Origin of the sequence: Shewanella canadensis (assembly GCF_003966225.1) — a bacterium.
Classification (GTDB): Bacteria; Pseudomonadota; Gammaproteobacteria; order Enterobacterales; family Shewanellaceae; genus Shewanella; species Shewanella canadensis.
This window is the reverse complement of sequence record NZ_RXNU01000002.1, coordinates 122,572-139,873: the sequence shown is the minus strand read 5'-3', so window position 1 is coordinate 139,873 and position 17,302 is coordinate 122,572. Positions and strand designations below refer to the sequence as shown.

The following is a 17,302-nucleotide window of genomic DNA, read 5'->3' as shown; positions in this document are numbered from 1 at the left end:
TCATCTTGTCAAATGAGGGCTGAGTGTAAAGTTGATTACAGTTGACCATTTCATCTTATCTATATCCTCATTTTTAATGTTGTAAATCCCGCGTTAACTTCTAAGCTTTTATTTATGCCCCCAGACTCATAAGCTTGAATAGTGAAATACCCGCTGCTAGCTTTAAATCTGGAGCTTTCTTCTCTGCCTATTGCTGTTTTATCTGCTTATTCCAGCTCGATTAAAGCCGCGAAAGGCAGGATTAATCGATTAGTCGTATTAGGTGTTCCAGCCTATTTAATCTGTGACAAAAACATTTTATTTAAAGGTACCTAAGTGATGACCCCTATTCAGATGATTAAACGTATTATATTACTCGTTGCCATGACGCTCTCTATCGGCGTGTTCGCCGCTCACCACGAGGGTGCGCCTTCGAGCGGGGCTAAGGATATGCCGGGCGCGAAAGGCACATTTGAGTTTAAACCCGCCGACTGGATGTCGGGGCAGAAGACTTGGTGGAAAGATAGTGATGGTGTTGCGCCAGGCGTCGCCGGGTGTCATATCGGAACCGATGAGAAGGGTGTGCCCAATGGCAGATTGTTTGGTGAGGCTTGTCTGCCAAACGGCTTATTGGTCGAATCGAACCCGGGCAAAGATGTACTTCATAGCCATAAAGATGATATTGGTCACCCTGATACCTTCGATTGTAATGCGTGGTGTGTTGGTACGGGTAAGAAGAGCGGTATGTGCATGGTCGCCGCAGCGGCGCCCTGTGAACAATCTGCCATATGTGCCTGTGAATAGAGGCGCAAAGATAGGCATTAAAAGCGAACCCGTGCAGGTTCGTTTTTAGTGAAAACGTATTTGCTTTATAGACTATAGAGCCAGTAACTGAATACTTTACGGTAATTCATAGCGGTCCAGTATTCGTTGCATCAGCGTATCTAGTTGCGCCAGCTCATCGGCACTCAAGACCTCTAAGATGCGCTTTTCTTGCTGGTGTAATCCCGGCAGCACCTCCTCAACGAGCAGCTTTCCCTTTTCGGTAAGCTGAACGAGTTTGCTGCGCTTATCCTCAGGGTTATCGTACCGTTCAATTAACCCTGCTTGGCTTAGACGACTGAGCACTTTGGTGAGTCCCCCCGAGCTGAAAAGCATGCTTTGATACAGCTCGGTAGGGGATAGACAGTGTGGAGCCGGATTACGGCGTAATGCGCAGAGCACGCCAAAATCGGCTTTTTGTAATTGATAATCTCCAACAAAATCATGAATGGTCTGTTGGAAAATATCGCTGACCCGACCGAGTCGTAATAAGGCTGGGTAAGCTGTTTTGGCGCACTCTGGCCAATTATCTGCCATCAAGTGTTTAAACTCTTTAATGCTGTTGTTCACGGTTTCATCATCTAATAAGCAAGCATTTTGACAATATATCTTGCTGGAAAGATATTATCTAGTTATTATCTTTCCGGAAAGATAAATAAGAGGTACTCGATGACGCGAGCGTTCCCCACCCATCTAGATAAAACCCTGGTCATTACACTTTCAGCCATATGTGCAATAACTCCCTTTGCTATAGACAGTTACCTGCCGGCCATGCCCGTAATGGCTGAGAGCATGAATGTGGATATCTCCATGTTGTCTGTAACCGTCAGCCTGTATGTGCTGGGATTAGCTGTCGGACAATTGATTGGTGGCCCTCTGTCTGACCGAAAGGGGAGGCGACCTGTGATGGTTCTGGGATTAGCCATTTTTGCTTTAGCCAGTGTATTGCTCACCACGAGTAGCAGTATCGAAATGTTGTGGTTATGGCGCGCTGTTCAAGCGGTAGGGGGCGGCATTGCGCTCGTAGGGGTTCCTGCGACGATACGCGATAACGCCAATGGCGCTGAGGCTGCAAAACTCTTCTCGCTGGTTGCGCTCATCACTATGATCGCACCATCTATCGCACCGAGCGTCGGTACATTAATTTTATCCCTTGCCGATTGGCGAGCGATCTTCTACTTCCTCGCCCTTACCGCTGTGCTAGTGATCGGACTGGCAGTTGCGTTTATTCCCTCTGAGGCGGCCAGTGTTAAAAAGGCGACGGGTGGTCATCGAGGGTTAGGGTTTATCGGGGTGCTAAAGGAGAGGCGTGCCCTCGGGTATATGATAGCTCAGGCGTTTGCTTATAGCGTGATGATGATCTTTCTTGCCAACGCCTCGATGATCTACATGGGGTTTTTTGGTGTGTCGGCCGAGCAGTTCTCGATGTTGTTTGCTGCGAATATCGCCACCCTCATTGCGATGAATCGCCTGAATACCTTCTTACTTTCAAAATTTGAGCCTGCCACCTTACTTAAAGGCTTTCTGTTGATGCAGTTTTTCGGTGGACTAACACTTCTGGCCTCGAGCTTGATTGCACCGGAGCGGCTATTATTTGTCGTTCCCGGCTTTGTCATCGCTATCGGAGCCAACGGTGGAATAATGGCTAATGCCAGTGCCTGCTACCTGAAATATTTCGGCAATAATGCGGGGACAGCATCGGCTGTACTCGGAGCCGTTCAGTGTACGGTCGGAGCATCGGTTAGCGCGATTGCAGCTTTTATCAGTATGGGGATGGTGCAACCTGTGATTATCGTAATGCTGGTGTCATCGACGATAGCTTTGATGGGAGCCATGCTTGGCGGTTCGGGCTCAGGCCTGGAGATCAGTGAAGAACTTGTGTGAGTTGACGGTCTAAGTCTAAGGCGCGTTTGGAGCGACAAATGATGAATAAAAAACCTGATCGTAAAACGGCTATGATGCAGATTATTGAGCATGTCAGAACCGATTTTCCTCTCGATGCTCCGGAAACGCAGATTTGCGGTACCACATGTGTGGGGTGTCCTAAGAAATTACTCGAGCTCGTCGACTCAGAGATGATGTACTGGGAATCGAATATTGAAGCGGGAGAGGTTCCGAATTTAGGTGAAATCTCACGTTTTGCCAAGTTATGTAAGAACGTAAGGCGCGGGCTGATACGTAATGGTTTAATGGAAAAGTGACCACGATGCATTTTCCTCACAAGAGGTCAAAATGAGCTGCATCTGAAAAGCGGGAGTTGGCTCCCGCTATCACCTTGAATGAGCCTTGCCGTATCCACAACTCCTGTGTAAGTTTTGCCGTCTTAGCCGGACTATTTCTCTACCAGAGTTAACTCTTCGATAATTCCGCCATCGAAGCGGGTAAATTGTTTCGGAGTGCCGAAACGAAATATTCCAGAAGAGTACATGACATTATTATCGAAATTGAAGATGAGAGTTGTGTAGTCCGGATGTGACTCCTCCAGCCAGCTTACTATATACATCTTATGGCCAATCTTTCTGGAGCTATAGGCTAAGTCTTTATTTTTGTGTCCTTTCCTTGGTCCTGCTACCCACTCATATTTGAGCATCCCTTGATAAATTTCAAAGTGGATGGCTCCACCGTTTGAATAGTAATAGTTCATCGAAGTGCCATCTAACAGGTGTTCAGGCTTTTTTTCCTGGGCCCATGACTGGCTTGTGAAAGCGATGATAATGAACAGTATGCTTGCTAACTTTTTCATTGTCTTCAGCTCCTTAATGTTGGCTTAGTTTTAAGTTTTAAGTTTTTTAGATTGAGCTTAACGGGTTAGCTTATAAGGTTGAGTCGATGAGGTGACAGTTGCACTTGCTTGGAGGCAACAACTTCAATCAATGATTGGCATGGCATATGCCAATCATTGTGGGTTATTGTCGCTCGACTCAGAACTTCCCGCTGTTTTTCCATTGTACTTCAGGATGGAATTTTTCCTGAATATCCCAATGCTCTACAATCTTTCCCTCTTCCAATCTGAATAGGTCGAAAAAACACCAGTCATCATCGTTTTGCATGGTATGACTTAGGGCGACAACGAAGTTTTCTTGACCTATGATGCGGTGAACCTTGACATACTTTGCCGTAATGCCCTGTGCTTTAAACTCCTGTATGTGTTTGAACAGTCCCTCTAACCCGTCTCCTACAGTAGGGTTGTGCTGGTCATATTGCGTAGTTGAAACAAAATTCGTGACCGTATCAACTTTCCCGTCAATGAGAATATCCTGACAAAACTGCTCGATTAACGCTTTGTTCTCTTCGGTTTTGTCTGAGTCTTCAATCTCAGTGGGACCGTCGACCATGGTGCGTCCAGAGAACGTCTCCTCCACATACTCCTGAGACAGGCTCCATTGTTCGATGAGTTTGTCACTCTCATCGGTATCGAACAGGCTGGCAGTGACCCACTTTTCACTCCCTTCATTGAGAGTTTGAGTAAGATGAAGGAATACATACCGGCCATCGACTATCGAACGAATTAATCGAATATCCCGACTCGCTGAACAAAAGGTTGGTAAAACTCAACAAAACCTTCTACACCATCTTTAATATCCGCGGCATGCTGGATAAATTTGTCCCCCGTGTATTGGGTAGCGGCTTCTCTTACTTTGCCGTCTCTTATTCCTTCGAGATAAAGATGTTGTGAATTTCTAAGTTTTTGACTCATTTTCCCTTCCTCTTCCTCTTCCTCTTCCTTTTCTCTTACTTAAACCATGGAGTCGTACCAAGATGAAACCGCTTGGACTGGCAAGGTCTTAAAATCCAAATTTGCCGTTATTGTTTTTCCATCTGTCTTTCGTTGGAATCGGTTCTATGATGTCCCAGTGCTCGACGATCTTGTCATTTTCAACACGGAACAGGTCGTAGAAAGAGACGTGTTCGCCACCGAAGCTCCCCTCGCTGATGCTGAGCACGAAGCTTCCTTCACCCAGTACGATATGATTTTTAGTGAACACCATCTTGATGCCCTGTTTAGCCATCTCTTCGAGTGCTTTACCCAGACCATTTAGACCATCGGCAATGGCTGAATTATGCTGAAGGTAGTTTGCGTCACCCTTATCGATAAAACGTCCAAGCTGGGCAAAGTCGCCCTTGACTAAAATTGTGTCGACGAAGTCTGCGACTAACGCCTTATTTTGCTCCGTTTTATCTGAATCGCTCACTGTAGTCGGACCGTCCAGCTGAGTGCGACCACTTGGATTCGGTGCGGCTTTTTCTGTCAGATTGTCCCAGTGCTCTACGATTAACCCGTCTTCGAAGCGGAACAGATCGAAGCCGACCTTAGGTCCAAAGAAATTATAGTCGGTATGGGTAAATACATAGTCGCCATCCTGAAAGGCGCGTTTAATATCTACCTTGGCGCTACCTTTCGGAAGTGCCTGGAGCAGTGCCCCAAAACCCGCTAAGCCATCGGCAACAGCCAGATTGTGTTGAGTGTATTTGTCAGGATTCACATAGGCTACGGCTTTTTGATCGCCGGTTTCAATGCTGTTGAGCAAGGCTACGGCCTTCTCTTTGTTAGATAGCGTCATTGTTTGTTCCTCTACTGAAACTGGACTGGAGCATGCCGCGCATACCAGAACTGTGGTGGCCAATGCCGCAGAAATACTTTTCTTCATCATAATTACCTCTCGTTGGTGTGGGGTAATTATGATGAAATTTGGCATGGCTTACATGGTCAGAGCTGGCCTGAAAATGGTCAATTACGAACCTTTAAACTGTTTCTGAAAACGGGATGGGGTGAGAAGGGTATGTTTTTTAAAGTATTTAACGAAGTTACTGGCGTCCTCGAAGCCGAACTCATAGGCAAGCTGTTGAGTGGGCAAACCATCCAGGATAAGGCGCCGCTTAGCTTCTAATATAGTATGAGCGTCGATCAGCTGTTTAGCTGTCTGGCTGGTGGCCATCTTGCAGATCTGATTCAGGGTTTTATAAGTTGTATGTAACCTGTCTGCGTAGTAGATAGCATCTCGTGTGCGATGGAAGTTATTTTCGAGTAACTCGACAAAGCGAGTGAACTTAGCCTGCTGATCTTTGTTTAATCTATCATGTTGGTTTTCAGGCATCACCCGGTGCAACATCAGCGACAGTGAAGAGAAGAGGAACATGACGATTAAGGGGTTAGACTGAGGGTGCAGCAGCTCTTTATTTATCTCACTCAGTAACTTTTCACTGCTGCTCATGACCTCAGGATCGGGGAAGAAAATCGGTTGGTAGGAATAGGCCAGGTGTGTCGGAGTGAAGTCTGACAGCCTCATATTCATCAACGCCTGATCAATAAATGCCTGGGTGAATATCAGTAATTTTCCTTTCGGTTTATGCTTAAAATCGAACGCATGAACCTGGTTTTTTTGAACGAAGATAAAGGCGCCGGATTGGTAGGGATAATTGACAAAATCGATCAGGTGAGTGCCTTCGCCCTCTTCGATGTAGATCAGGTTGTTGAAGTGTATTCTGTGGGGCACTCCGGGGTGAGGAGAGTAGCTATGCTCCCGCTCATAGAGCTCCTCTAAGTCGATGACCTCTATTTCGCGGTTGGCCGTTTTCCTATGGTTAAAGCTAACTTCTGGGATCTTCATTTCGAAACAACAACTCCTGTAAGATGCTAATTATCATGGAGGCGAAAGCCTCTCTCTTTTGCGCCATCTCTATCTCCGAAAATGAGATACTTTCTGTGTAGGTGTAGGTGTTTAAGTGTTAAAGCCAACCACAAGGTAAAATACCAGTGAAAGCAACGCCACAGCCAAAGTATAGGGCAACTGAGTGACGAAGTGATTTTCTGGCGGACAATCGGCTGCCGTTGACGCCACTATGACCGAGTCGGAAATCGGTGAACTTTGATCGCCAAAAACTGCCCCGGATATCACCGCGGCAAGCGCGATAGGTACCGACAGATCGACCCCCACGGCGAGGGGAATAATAATCGGTGTCATAATGCTTACAGTTGCGCCGGAGCTGCCGGTAGAAAAAGAAATTAAGATACAGATAACAAAGATGGATGCAGGCACCAGCCATAAAGGTAACTCGCTGGAGACAAAGCCAGCTATGTATTTTCCGGTTCCGAGTTGCCCAGTTATATTACTCAATGAAAAAGCCAACACCAGAATGATAACCGCAGGCAGCGTATGCTTCATCCCCTGTATGCACCATTGGATATACTGCTCCATCTTAACCTGACAGAGACGAAAATAGATGCCAGTGCCGATAAGAGAGATAAAACCGCTCCAATAGATTGCCGAACTGATATCTCCCGCCAGAATATTGCCCTTGCCCGTGGTGAAACTGATGACAAAAATTGAGCCCAGTAAGATGATGATAGGCAGCAACATAGCCCCTATGCCAATGTTTGATTGATGAGCAGACTGAACGATGGACTGACTAACTGACTGATTATCGGACTGAGAGTTAGGAGCTGAATCGGTCTTTTTTGCGTCGCTCAATTCAGTGGCTGTGAAATCGGATTTCTTATACGCCAATATTGGCACTAAGGCTAGTATGGCTATGCAGTAGACTTGGTAAGGTAATGCGGCAAAAACATAGGTAATTGGCTTATCGGTTAAGGTGCCGTTTTCCACCTGAGCACCGATTAGGCTGATAAGAAAAACGCTGGCACCACTGAAGGGCATCAGCCAGGCCAAGGGGGCTCCGGTGCTATTGGCGACAAATGCCAGTTTCTCACGGGAGATACTAAATTTATTGAACAGTGGCCGACCGATTAGTCCAACCAACATCATAGACCCCACACCCTCCAGGCACATCAAAAATCCAAAAGCGAAGGTGATAAGTTGAGCCCTGGGCTTGGAGTTTACCAGATGGCGTTTGTGGGATATTTGATAGATAAGGGCATCGATACCGCCTGATTGCCTCATGACATTAATGATGGCGCCAATCATCAGGATAAAGATCAGGCTTTTGACCGAGCTTGATGACTGAAAGGTATCGGCTATCGCATTAAAGCTGTTTGCCACACCGAGTAAAATATTTTGCGATAGCAGGATCGAGCCTGTCATGATACCGGCAAAAATAGCCACATAGACCTGTCTTGTGGTAATGGCGAGTAATATCGCGAGGCAGGGAGGCAGTATGGTTAACCAAGTATTCATAGTAGGGTAAAGCTCTATCGCTAGGGGGTGTTTGATGATTAAAGGCTGAGTAATAAGCTGGTGTCTTTCGACGGGTAATCTCTGCTTGAAACTTTCTGCCATGATAAAAGAGATAACCTCCAGGTTATCTCTTAACCATTCGTTATTTATCTTCGAAGATAAATTTTTCATCCTTTAACGCATCTTCAGGGCGCTTACACACGTAGTCTGGATAGATTTCACTGGCACGTAGAGTCTGGTCTGTGAATGCGGCAAGCTTATCGATGACATAGATAACATAGTTGATGCCCCACCGCTCCTTGTCTGTTTCGGCCCCTTTCTTGGCCGTTATCTCATCACCCGAGCTCTCCTTCTGCTCGATGATGTACTCAGTGGAGAAGTGCTCATATTCAAACTGAGTGTCTGGCCAGTTTTGTTTGAGCTGGGCTAACATCTCATTTTGAGTCAGGGCGTTGTAATCTAACTGAACACACTTATTTAGCGTGCGATCATCGGTCACGGCCATGGCGGCGAGGTAGCCAATATCTTCGATATCGTGCGTGTAGATAGGAATATCCAGGTCACCGAATGTGGTGATCTTGCTGAAAAATCGTAAATTTGGCATAAAATAGTCGAAGATGCCGCCGTTGTAAAAAAGGGTCCAGTCTAAGCTTGAATTTATGAGTAGATCATGGAAGCTTTTCTTCTGGTCGAAGATCTCACCATCTCCCATCTCAAGCGCCTGAGTATGAGCGCCAAACTCGGTAGGAACAAATCGTTTTACGCCGGCTTTAACCGCCGCCTCAAGCCAGAGAGGTTCAAACTTCTGGATGATCTCCTTCGAGCCGGGCACGCTGGCGACAAGGGTATCCACACCTCGAAGGGCCTTTGTCAGAGCATTGACATTTTTCATATCCGGACACTCGACAAGTGTCGCGCCCAGTGTTTCGAACTCTGTTAACTTGGCCTCATTGTGTGGGCCGCGTGCGCGAAATATGATGGTAACTTGGTGCCCTAGTGAGAGTAAGCCTTTAGTTAATGGCGTACCGACCTGGCCAGTGGCACCAATGACTGCAACATGTTTTTTATCCATATAAAGCTCCTTTCGGCTTAGCAAGATGATATTTGATGATGGGGAGGAGTATTGAAGTGGTAACAAGTGTTTGAATCATACTCAGCCTTTTTATGACTCTTATGTTAATCAAGCCAGAGTGGCTTTACATGGTCAGACTTAGACTAAAAATGGTTAATCTCGAACCTAAACCCTATTAATGAACTTTTATCGCCCACATTGCTATGTCGGATCCCCCTATTCGGGCTTGAAGAGATTAAGATGATTAAATTGCCTGAGGTGGCTTTGGGAGCCAAAACGCTGAATGGAAAGGAAGAGTAGGGAGGGAGGCCTGCCACATTCAGGATGGGGCCGAATGTCTATTGCTTCCCGTACTGCGATGAGTGGGAGTTAGCGTTTCCACTGCCTGAGTTCGATAATCAGTCCGTCAGGATCTCGTATCTCTGCGCGATAGGAGTCGCCTAAATCGACAGGCTCGACGGCTAGCGGTATACCTTTAGCCTTGAGGTAGTTGACCGCCTTCGTCATATCGTCAACCTCAAGCGCTATGGCGCGATAACCAACCTGCCAAGCCGCCTCCGATTTTTGTTCGGGAGTCTGGGTAGAGATGATCTCAACGACAGTGTCGCCCAACTCCAGAAAAATGACCTCCTGCATGGGGGGCATATCTACTTTTGTTCGACTCTTAATCTTGAAACCCAGAATATTAACGAAGAAACCTATGGTGACGTGGGGGTCTCGGGGAACAATCTCTACGTGGTCGACTCTCTTGAAAATCATGTTAACGCCTTTTCATTCAGTGAATGTTTAATAGCAATCGGTATTAGTGCTGAGAAGCTTAGCGAGAGAGATTCTATCGGTAGTGAATTAGGTGAAAAAGTAAAAAAAAACGGTGGTTTTATTCTAATAAATCGAATGCTTGTTGGTATTTACAGCTAAGGCAGATTTGCGAATCGATGCGGATTGAACTCTTTTTGTTACAAATGGAATGAAACTAAACGTAATAAAGATAACTCCCGCGCTTTCTATTTAACTGTAGCTCTAAGTACAACTAAGCCCCAAACCTTGAGGCAAATGTGCGACCGGTTACCTGTTATAGGGCGTGCTCATATCCCATTTAGGCTTTTGAGCACAGAAGGTAGATGAGTATCTCCCTTCTAAGAGCGGGCGTCCTCTTCTGGCGCCAATGATGTTAAAGGATGTAAACATGAACATTCTCACAAACAAAAGGTATCTATTGGTAGGTGTGTTAATTGCGTTAGCCAGCACTTATGTATCGGCCAGAGGTGGCGGGCAAGGTTTCGGCGGTTTTAATGCCATCACTAAGGCTCAACTCGAGTCAACCTGGAATGGTAAAGCAGGCCCGCAACATACGGCGGTAAGAGGCGTTAGGGTACAGTGGTATGCCGATGCGTGTGGAGTGGCCAATGGGCATGCTAAGGATGCCAAAGAGTGCATGAAAAACACAAAAAAGGTTAAATAGGCTCACTAGGCTTCGAGTTACGAGAGCGGGAACAAGTTCCCTGCGAGTGCGCCAACAAGTTGTCTGCGAGGAAAGGAAAGGGCTTGTATTTTGGAGGGGAATATCAATCTGGAACCTGGAATCGCGTAGCCCCAAAACATTCGCGGCTAAAGCCGCTCCTACAAATAACGCCAATAGCTCGCATCTCGTGGCTCGAACCTAGAATCTAGGTTCTAGGTTCTAGAGCCTTAAGTCCTATAAAGTATTTTAATCACATGCCAACCGAACTTTGTTTTGACTAGGTGTGGGGTGATAAGTTCGCCTGTGAAACAGACCTTATCGAACTGCGGCACCATCTGCCCCTTCTTGAATTCACCTAAGCTGCCGCCCTTTTTGCCCGATGGGCAGGTGGAGTGCTTCTTGGCCAGCACGTCAAACTTAGCGCCTTTATTCAGTTGCTTGATAATATCTTCGGCTTGCTCTTTATGTTTGACTAATATGTGCAGTGCTGCAGCGGTTCTTGCCATCTCTCTTAACTCTCATCGTGTATTCAATAAACTGACTCAGGTATCAGTCAGACTCGTTAGGTGAATTATACCCGTCAAGGCTTCAGAGTCATAACCAAGTTTCACCTCGACCGAAGCGATATACCAATTGTCCGACAGTCAGGTTGTCTCGGCTGGACAATTTTGCGCTCTAGTCTGTGGTATAGACAAGGCCGTAGGAAGCCGCTAAGGCATTTTTTCCTCTCTATTCAATGGTCAATATTGGCATAAAATCATATTTCTGTTATTATCGAAATATATTTATGTTTAGATATGGGCAGATGGCGTGATGGATATTGAAGTGGTTGCTAAGGCGTTGAAGGAGTTGGGTCATACGACTCGATTAACCATCTATAAGCGAGTGGTCCGCGCTGGATTTCAGGGCTTGGCGGTGGGCAGTTTGCAAGAGCAGCTAAAGATCCCGGGTTCAACCTTGTCACACCATATTTCCAGCTTAGTTTCTGCCGGACTCATCTCCCAGCGACGTGAAGGCAGAACCCTGTTCTGTGTCGCCGAGTTTGATAAGCTCGAGGGCGTGATTGGTTTCCTGCAGGATGAGTGTTGTATCGACGAGGAGTGCTGCACGCAAGAGGAGTAATGTGTCCAGCTGTTGGCTATAGGAGTGTTTGCTCAACACTCCTGTTCTATTTGAAATCTGGTTTACTTGGTTTACTTGGTTTTCAGGTAGGCCAGCGAGTCTAAAACTCCCATGCCTGAGTGTACGCCACCTTCGGTTGTCGTGGCCGATTTACTGCGAATAAGATAACCCGCATAGCCTTGCTCTTCTACAGCAGGTTTTCCCTCTATATGTACGGTAAACATGCCTATCTCACTGATCAGATCAAGAATAACAGACTGCTCACCTTTTCTCACCAGCAGAGCAGGGTTTGCTCTCGGTTTTGGTTGCAATCGTCTCATCAGCGACCACACTTGATACTCTTCGGGGTTCAGTCTTTGGAGTGTTGGCTGTATTTTTTCATCAAAAATGCAGTGTCCTCCCCCCTCTCCCTGGTTTTTTAGTACCCAGTCACCGCTCGATTGTTTACTCATCCAGTCTGCGCTGTGCTCATCTACTGCTAACATCTCACCGAGTAGAGCTTTGACAGCTTTCGCTTCATCTAGAGTTAAGCCAAATCGTGATAACTGGGCTGGAGTCATGGCTGTCACCAGCATCTGAACACGTTTGCTGGTGGCCAGCTGCTGACTGACCGTGGCATTAACGGCGACTCTGTGTTGTTCGATAAAAACGCGGGTCTGTGTAAGGGCTTCACAGCAAACCTGGCCTATGATGTCATTGGCGGCGTAATCACAATAGTCATAACCTGCCCGCAGGTAGACACAGTCGATTGGACCAACGCCGGCTAACAGCAAGCGGTTTTTTGGACCACTGCTGAGTCGTCCGTGCAGTTCACGAAAGGTGCGCCTTACTGTTCTTATTCCTTTACTTTGCAGTGCCAACTCCAAAAGATGTTGGTCGAACACATTGTCTTCGTTGGTCTGCACTATCATCATGAATGTCGGCGGACCTTTATCGTCAAATTCCCGTTTAATCTGCATTGTTGCTTTGGCAATTCCCTGGGCAAGCCGTTCTATGGCTGGGTTGCCGATAAGCTCACTTTCATCAGCGTGCGACCAGTTGGCATATCTCTCTGGCCACTGCTTTTTCAGGTAACTATGTAACTCATGAATACGCTGGCCGAATGGACCCATGCCCGCTGCTATGCCATTAAACTCGATCAGCTTTGGACCGTGTTTTACGTCATCCATAAAGTCGCTGCGCATTATGAGTAGAGGTAACCTTGGTGTCTTTTTCAGTTGACGGTGCATGGTCAACAGGGCTGCAAAAAATGGGTCTCCGTGAGCAACTGGCTCTATGGCGTTTAGCAAGAATGCATGATCCTCAGAGACTCGGTGAATCATTTGTCCGAGAAGAGGCACACTTGTCTTTAGGTTCTCAAATCGTTTTCTGTCGATGGCGGTGGGCGTAAAACTCAATGGGGCATGACTCGCCGAGTCTGGTGCATTTTTTAAACTAAGCCCTTGTAAAAGAGCCCATTCGATGGCGTCTTCGGTCGCTGCTTTAGTCTGACTATCTATCATAGTGTCATCTCTACCTTAGTTTAATCGAAGTCTTAGTTGTGTTTTATTAATAATATATTTCGGCTTTTCTAGAATTATAGGTTGACAAGAAAATTAATTCAATTATTATTTCGAACATTCTCGAAATGAAAGTCTCGAATTAACGAATGAGTAGGAAATACTATTATGAGCCCTGAAATCTTAACCATGGCCCGTGAGGCCGCAGATATGTTTGCCTTTCTGGCAACCGAATTGATTATCCTCTTTCTTGTCATCAGCTACTTTGTTGGTGTGTTACAGGAGATTATTACCCCGGAAAAAATTCAATCTATTTTGAGCTCCCGCAACGGCAAAGGCTACGTGATTGCGGCGCTACTCGGTGCGATCACACCATTTTGCTCCTGTTCGACTATCCCATTCCTTAAAGGCTTGCTCAGAGCAAGGGCGGGTTTCGGCCCCATGATGGTGTTTTTGTTCTCCAGCCCCTTGCTCAATCCGGTGATCATTGGTCTGTTTGTGGTGACCTTCGGCATTAAGGTGGCGGTGTTCTACTTCACCATAGCCTTGGTCGTGGCAGTTACTGCGGGCTTTGTCCTGGAAAAACTGGGCTTCGAGCGTTACGTTCGTCCCGAGGCGTATGAAGCAAGCGACGCATCAAGCTGTAAAGCGACGTGTGGTGATACGAATACAGCAGTTGAAACTAGCAGCGAGTCAACTTGTTGCGACAGCCAAACAAAGTCAGCTGTTCAACCTGTGACAAGCTGCGGTGCTGCACCTGCACTAGCAATGGAAGCGAGTGGCTGTGGAGCAACCACTTCACCAGCAGCAGTTTCCTCTTGTGGCACTGGCTCATCATGTGGAACTGCAGACGCTAAGGTGGGAAGTTCTGAGAGTAGATGGCTGCGGATCTGGCGCTCAACCTGGAAAGACTTCAAGCAGGTATTTCCATACTTGCTGCTGGGTATCACTCTAGGTTCGTTTATCTATGGTTTTATCCCGACAGAGCTGATTGCTAAATATGCGGGTGAGGGGATGTGGTACGCGATCCCTGTGGCAGCGATTATCGGTATTCCACTGTATATCCGAGCCGAAGCGGTGATCCCATTGAGTGCAGCCTTAGTGCAGAAGGGGATGGCATTAGGTTCTGTGATGGCCTTGATTATCGGTAGCGCGGGCGCGAGTCTGACCGAAGTGATTCTGCTTAAATCTATCTTTAAGAATCAGATGATCGCCGCATTTCTTACTGTGATCTTGGGTATGGCTATCGGCGCAGGTTATCTCTACAGCTATATGTTCAGTTAACTCAGTGGCTCGCGGCGTAGGCGTCTATGGCGCGAGCTCTATAGGGAGCGCCCCGGTCGGGTATCGATAGTGAACAGGGTCTCTCCTCTCTCCTTTTTTCTCTTAGTTCCCCTATTTATCTCTGTTTTTTTGTTACGTGATCCTATTCAAAATTCTTTCGTTAATCCCGATACCTCTTTGAAACAAACTGAACCAATTGTTATGGCTATGCTCAATAAGTGGTGACGGGCTGCAGAGATGTTTGTTTTCGGTCTTGTGCCATTTCTGTTGGAAGTTAAGTTCTGATATTGAGTCTTACTGTTGAATCTCCATTGATTCATTTTGAAGAAACGTAGTCGATATAATAATTAAATAAAACAAGAGGTTTATATTGGAAAAAATGAGTAAGTTGCTGCTGTTAACTCCGGCTATATGTACATGTTTAACCATAGTGATTGCAATTCTTCATTACTTTCACATTTTAAATAACGTCACGGGAGTGCTGGTTTTACTGGGCATCACCTGTGTGGTTAATGTGTTGAGTTATTTCGTGATCTCCATAAAGACAAAAGGGAACCTTCCCTATATTTTGCTTGGGAATATGATGTTTTTTATCGTTTTTGTTTTTTCAGCGACCACGGTACAAAGCCACAACTGTGAACATCATGAAGAGGCTGTGGTATTTCAGTATGGTGTTCATGATGCAGGTGAAGAGATAAAAATTGGTGTTGGTGCCACCTGTGTAAATTGTAGTAAATAGCAACAGATGATCTGAACGAGTCCCACCCCCGAGTATCAGAAAGCCCGCTTAGTGCGGGCTTTCTGTTTTCTGAAATCTTTCTATCTATCTGAGACTAAGTTTAAACCACGTAAAACCTAACTCTTTACCTTCCAGTTAATCTCTTCTCCGGCGAAGAAAGGCACTATGGGGTTACCGTTTGGCAAGACGATCTCACTCGGGACCGTCCACTTCTCTTTGACTAAGGTGACGGTACTGGTGTTTCTTGGCAGGCCATAGAAATCCGGGCCATGAGTACTGGCAAAGCCTTCAAGTTTGTCGATGATACCTAAGTCATCGAAAACTTGTGCGTAAAGTTCCAGTGCACTCCAGGCGCTATAACAACCGGCGCAGCCACAGGCCGACTCTTTACGGTGCTTCTCGTGAGGCGCCGAATCTGTGCCTAAGAAGAACTTACTCGAACCGGTTGCGATTGCTGCGCGCAGTGCTTCCTGGTGAATGTTGCGCTTAAGCACCGGCAGGCAGAAGTTGTGCGGACGCACGCCGCCGACTAACAGATCGTTACGGTTAAGTAGTAGATGTTGAGGTGTGATGGTTGCGGCCACATTATCAGAGGCTGACATCACGAACTCGGCGGCCTCTTTAGTGGTGATATGCTCGAATACCACCTTAAGGTTCGGGAAAGCGTCTACGATGCGAGTGAGGTTACGCTCAATGAATATCGCTTCACGATCGAAAATATCGATATGAGACTCGGTCACCTCACCGTGAACCAGCAGCAACATGCCGATTTCAGCCATTTTCTTAAAAATTGGGAATAAGCCGTCAACGGCTTTTACCGCAGCGTCTGAGTTGGTGGTTGCGCCAGCGGGGTAAAGCTTAGCCGCCACAACACCCGCCGCTTTAGCCTCTATGATGTCTTGCTCTGTGGTGTCATTGGTCAGGAAGAGAGTCATAAGAGGCTCGAAATTTGAGCCCTCTGGACGCGCGGCCAAAATACGCTCACGGTACTCAATAACCATTTTGGTATCGGTCACTGGTGGCAATAGATTTGGCATGACGATAGCACGTTGGAAGAGTCTGGCCGTGGCTGGCACGGTTTCTTTTAACATATCACCGTCACGGAAGTGAAGGTGCCAATCGTCGGGGGTAAGTAGGGTGATCTGCGTCATTTGGGTTTCCTAAGGGTTTACGATAAGCATTTACCAGCTTATTTCTGCGCCATATTATGCCAGAAATCGGCTTTTTTGGGTAGGTGAGTTTGCGCTCTCTCATGCGGGATCTGTAATGTTACCCAAAGAGGGATTTAAGGCTTGTGCCACTCATCAGTATGGCTATTGTTTTTGAACTACAATGGAGGTGTAAGCAAAGGATACCTACAATGCGCCTACTTTTTAAATGTCTGTTGCCACTTTTGTTGCTGCTCCCTCATTTTGTTGTTGCGGAAAGCAGACCCTTAAGGATCCTCTCTCACGATCGTCCCCCTTTTCATTTTGCTGACAGCCAAGGCGAGGTCGTGGGCATTTGCGTCGACATTATCGATATTATCTTCGAGGAGATGGAGCTTGAGTATGAGGTGATCGATCTTAAATGGGCCAGAGTTTGGCACAAAATTGAAAAGGGAGAGGGTGAGGCGGCATTTACCACATCCAGAAAGGCGCCGAGGGAACCCTATCTCTATTACCCAGAGACAGATATGTGGCGTTCAGAATTTGTTTTCTTCGTACAAAAATCAGATAAAGCTTTGGCCCCGAACGGCAGCTATGCTGAGGTGGCAAGATCCGGCGGTAAGGTTGGTGTTTGGCGGGGGGCATCCTATGATGATGTTTTTTGGAAAACATTTCCCTATAAAGACGGTACGACAACATACTCTCCAAACCTTAAAAAACATGACGTGTACAACAAGCAGCTGTTTATTGTTAAGGGCCCGAGTCATGCGGTAAAGATGCTGGGGCGTGGAAGAGTCTCTTTCTTCCTTGAAGACCGAATTACCGGACAATATTTAGTTAATAAAAATAACCTGGAAGGAAGCGTAGTCTCCTACGAGCAGGTGGTTTTTTCTAAAGGTTATCCTATGCCATTCATTAAAAACTCGGATTATCCTGACCTGAAGCAGATTAGCGAAGAGTTTGAGAGACGATTGATCATATTGAAAAATGATGGCCGTTATGAGGCAATCCTGAATCGCTGGCTTAATCAGTAGTTCGGGTG

At 46.5% G+C, this 17,302-nt stretch carries 20 protein-coding genes; 8 read left to right on the top strand and 12 right to left on the bottom strand.

From position 1 onward, the window contains the following. Window positions 1–318: 318 nt before the first annotated feature. Window positions 319–783 carry a hypothetical protein gene (locus EKG38_RS04155; protein ID WP_126519371.1) on the top strand — a complete coding sequence of 155 codons (465 nt, stop codon included), beginning with the start codon at window positions 319–321 and terminating at the stop codon, window positions 781–783. A gap of 96 nt (window positions 784–879) precedes the next feature. Here the strand turns inward: EKG38_RS04155 and EKG38_RS04150 are convergent, their stop codons facing one another. Continuing rightward, window positions 880–1,371: a MarR family winged helix-turn-helix transcriptional regulator gene (locus EKG38_RS04150; protein WP_246033079.1), complete on the bottom strand. Its 492-nt coding sequence runs from the start codon at window positions 1,369–1,371 to the stop codon at window positions 880–882. Window positions 1,372–1,470: 99 nt separating this feature from the next. Here EKG38_RS04150 and EKG38_RS04145 point away from each other — a divergent pair, with 99 nt between their 5' ends. After that, entirely contained in the window at window positions 1,471–2,685 is a 1,215-nt protein-coding gene (locus EKG38_RS04145) for a multidrug effflux MFS transporter (RefSeq protein WP_126518956.1), read from the top strand. A gap of 41 nt (window positions 2,686–2,726) precedes the next feature. After that, the gene (locus EKG38_RS04140; protein ID WP_126519369.1) at window positions 2,727–3,002 is read left to right on the top strand and encodes a hypothetical protein; all 276 of its coding nucleotides are present in this window, start codon (window positions 2,727–2,729) and stop codon (window positions 3,000–3,002) included. A gap of 131 nt (window positions 3,003–3,133) precedes the next feature. Here the strand turns inward: EKG38_RS04140 and EKG38_RS04135 are convergent, their stop codons facing one another. The 8 genes from EKG38_RS04135 to EKG38_RS04100 all read right to left on the bottom strand — a co-directional run bounded on the left by EKG38_RS04135 (window position 3,134) and on the right by EKG38_RS04100 (window position 9,765). Further along, window positions 3,134–3,544: a MoaF-related domain-containing protein gene (locus EKG38_RS04135; protein ID WP_126518955.1), complete on the bottom strand. Its 411-nt coding sequence runs from the start codon at window positions 3,542–3,544 to the stop codon at window positions 3,134–3,136. Window positions 3,545–3,722: 178 nt separating this feature from the next. Further along, a complete protein-coding gene (locus EKG38_RS04130) occupies window positions 3,723–4,136 on the bottom strand; it encodes a nuclear transport factor 2 family protein (protein WP_126518954.1) in 414 nt (137 codons plus the stop codon). Window positions 4,137–4,309: 173 nt separating this feature from the next. After that, a complete protein-coding gene (locus EKG38_RS04125) occupies window positions 4,310–4,498 on the bottom strand; it encodes a hypothetical protein (RefSeq protein WP_126518953.1) in 189 nt (62 codons plus the stop codon). Window positions 4,499–4,586: 88 nt separating this feature from the next. Next, window positions 4,587–5,450: a nuclear transport factor 2 family protein gene (locus EKG38_RS04120; RefSeq protein WP_126519368.1), complete on the bottom strand. Its 864-nt coding sequence runs from the start codon at window positions 5,448–5,450 to the stop codon at window positions 4,587–4,589. An 84-nt stretch (window positions 5,451–5,534) separates the two neighbouring features. Continuing rightward, on the bottom strand, window positions 5,535–6,410 hold the full coding sequence (locus EKG38_RS04115) for an AraC family transcriptional regulator (protein ID WP_126518952.1): 876 nt from the start codon (window positions 6,408–6,410) through the stop codon (window positions 5,535–5,537). Between the two features lie 111 nt (window positions 6,411–6,521). Then, window positions 6,522–8,105, bottom strand: coding sequence for a Na+/H+ antiporter NhaC family protein (locus EKG38_RS04110; RefSeq protein WP_246033078.1), 1,584 nt, complete (start codon window positions 8,103–8,105; stop codon window positions 6,522–6,524). Continuing rightward, on the bottom strand, window positions 8,077–9,006 hold the full coding sequence (locus tag EKG38_RS04105; protein WP_126518951.1) for an NmrA family NAD(P)-binding protein: 930 nt from the start codon (window positions 9,004–9,006) through the stop codon (window positions 8,077–8,079). The genes EKG38_RS04110 and EKG38_RS04105 overlap by 29 nt, the downstream gene beginning before the upstream one ends. Before the next feature lie 369 nt (window positions 9,007–9,375). After that, window positions 9,376–9,765, bottom strand: coding sequence for a VOC family protein (locus EKG38_RS04100; protein WP_185826770.1), 390 nt, complete (start codon window positions 9,763–9,765; stop codon window positions 9,376–9,378). Window positions 9,766–10,192: 427 nt separating this feature from the next. On the opposite strand from EKG38_RS04100, the gene EKG38_RS04095 reads away from it, so the two are divergent. After that, window positions 10,193–10,468, top strand: coding sequence for a hypothetical protein (locus EKG38_RS04095; protein ID WP_185826769.1), 276 nt, complete (start codon window positions 10,193–10,195; stop codon window positions 10,466–10,468). 227 nt (window positions 10,469–10,695) lie between these two features. Here the strand turns inward: EKG38_RS04095 and ppiC are convergent, their stop codons facing one another. Next, window positions 10,696–10,974 carry a peptidylprolyl isomerase PpiC gene (gene ppiC / locus EKG38_RS04090; RefSeq protein ID WP_126518950.1) on the bottom strand — a complete coding sequence of 93 codons (279 nt, stop codon included), beginning with the start codon at window positions 10,972–10,974 and terminating at the stop codon, window positions 10,696–10,698. Window positions 10,975–11,281: 307 nt separating this feature from the next. Between ppiC and EKG38_RS04085 the strand changes: the two genes are divergently transcribed. After that, complete coding sequence (locus EKG38_RS04085; protein ID WP_126519364.1) at window positions 11,282–11,590, top strand: ArsR/SmtB family transcription factor; 309 nt, start codon at window positions 11,282–11,284, stop codon at window positions 11,588–11,590. Window positions 11,591–11,661: 71 nt separating this feature from the next. Here EKG38_RS04085 and EKG38_RS04080 read toward each other — a convergent pair whose 3' ends face one another. Then, entirely contained in the window at window positions 11,662–13,092 is a 1,431-nt protein-coding gene (locus EKG38_RS04080; protein WP_126518949.1) for a glutathione synthase, read from the bottom strand. 165 nt (window positions 13,093–13,257) lie between these two features. On the opposite strand from EKG38_RS04080, the gene EKG38_RS04075 reads away from it, so the two are divergent. Next, on the top strand, window positions 13,258–14,373 hold the full coding sequence (locus EKG38_RS04075; protein ID WP_126518948.1) for a permease: 1,116 nt from the start codon (window positions 13,258–13,260) through the stop codon (window positions 14,371–14,373). 379 nt (window positions 14,374–14,752) lie between these two features. Beyond that, window positions 14,753–15,112, top strand: coding sequence for a hypothetical protein (locus tag EKG38_RS04070; protein ID WP_126518947.1), 360 nt, complete (start codon window positions 14,753–14,755; stop codon window positions 15,110–15,112). 116 nt (window positions 15,113–15,228) lie between these two features. On the opposite strand, the gene pyrC is transcribed toward EKG38_RS04070, so the two are convergent. Next, on the bottom strand, window positions 15,229–16,263 hold the full coding sequence (pyrC, locus tag EKG38_RS04065; protein ID WP_126518946.1) for a dihydroorotase: 1,035 nt from the start codon (window positions 16,261–16,263) through the stop codon (window positions 15,229–15,231). A 209-nt stretch (window positions 16,264–16,472) separates the two neighbouring features. Between pyrC and EKG38_RS04060 the strand changes: the two genes are divergently transcribed. Then, on the top strand, window positions 16,473–17,294 hold the full coding sequence (locus tag EKG38_RS04060; RefSeq protein WP_185826768.1) for a substrate-binding periplasmic protein: 822 nt from the start codon (window positions 16,473–16,475) through the stop codon (window positions 17,292–17,294). The last annotated feature ends 8 nt before the right edge of the window (window positions 17,295–17,302 follow it).

Coding starts and splice junctions, on each gene's coding strand:
- EKG38_RS04155 (WP_126519371.1), top strand. CDS start 319: ATGACCCCTATTCAGATGATTAAACGTATTATATTACTCGTTGCCATG.
- EKG38_RS04145 (WP_126518956.1), top strand. CDS start 1,471: ATGACGCGAGCGTTCCCCACCCATCTAGATAAAACCCTGGTCATTACA.
- EKG38_RS04140 (WP_126519369.1), top strand. CDS start 2,727: ATGAATAAAAAACCTGATCGTAAAACGGCTATGATGCAGATTATTGAG.
- EKG38_RS04135 (WP_126518955.1), bottom strand. CDS start 3,544: ATGAAAAAGTTAGCAAGCATACTGTTCATTATCATCGCTTTCACAAGC.
- EKG38_RS04130 (WP_126518954.1), bottom strand. CDS start 4,136: ATGGTCGACGGTCCCACTGAGATTGAAGACTCAGACAAAACCGAAGAG.
- EKG38_RS04125 (WP_126518953.1), bottom strand. CDS start 4,498: ATGAGTCAAAAACTTAGAAATTCACAACATCTTTATCTCGAAGGAATA.
- EKG38_RS04120 (WP_126519368.1), bottom strand. CDS start 5,450: ATGAAGAAAAGTATTTCTGCGGCATTGGCCACCACAGTTCTGGTATGC.
- EKG38_RS04115 (WP_126518952.1), bottom strand. CDS start 6,410: ATGAAGATCCCAGAAGTTAGCTTTAACCATAGGAAAACGGCCAACCGC.
- EKG38_RS04110 (WP_246033078.1), bottom strand. CDS start 8,105: ATGAAAAATTTATCTTCGAAGATAAATAACGAATGGTTAAGAGATAAC.
- EKG38_RS04105 (WP_126518951.1), bottom strand. CDS start 9,006: ATGGATAAAAAACATGTTGCAGTCATTGGTGCCACTGGCCAGGTCGGT.
- EKG38_RS04100 (WP_185826770.1), bottom strand. CDS start 9,765: ATGATTTTCAAGAGAGTCGACCACGTAGAGATTGTTCCCCGAGACCCC.
- EKG38_RS04095 (WP_185826769.1), top strand. CDS start 10,193: ATGAACATTCTCACAAACAAAAGGTATCTATTGGTAGGTGTGTTAATT.
- ppiC (WP_126518950.1), bottom strand. CDS start 10,974: ATGGCAAGAACCGCTGCAGCACTGCACATATTAGTCAAACATAAAGAG.
- EKG38_RS04085 (WP_126519364.1), top strand. CDS start 11,282: ATGGATATTGAAGTGGTTGCTAAGGCGTTGAAGGAGTTGGGTCATACG.
- EKG38_RS04080 (WP_126518949.1), bottom strand. CDS start 13,092: ATGATAGATAGTCAGACTAAAGCAGCGACCGAAGACGCCATCGAATGG.
- EKG38_RS04075 (WP_126518948.1), top strand. CDS start 13,258: ATGAGCCCTGAAATCTTAACCATGGCCCGTGAGGCCGCAGATATGTTT.
- EKG38_RS04070 (WP_126518947.1), top strand. CDS start 14,753: ATGAGTAAGTTGCTGCTGTTAACTCCGGCTATATGTACATGTTTAACC.
- pyrC (WP_126518946.1), bottom strand. CDS start 16,263: ATGACGCAGATCACCCTACTTACCCCCGACGATTGGCACCTTCACTTC.
- EKG38_RS04060 (WP_185826768.1), top strand. CDS start 16,473: ATGCGCCTACTTTTTAAATGTCTGTTGCCACTTTTGTTGCTGCTCCCT.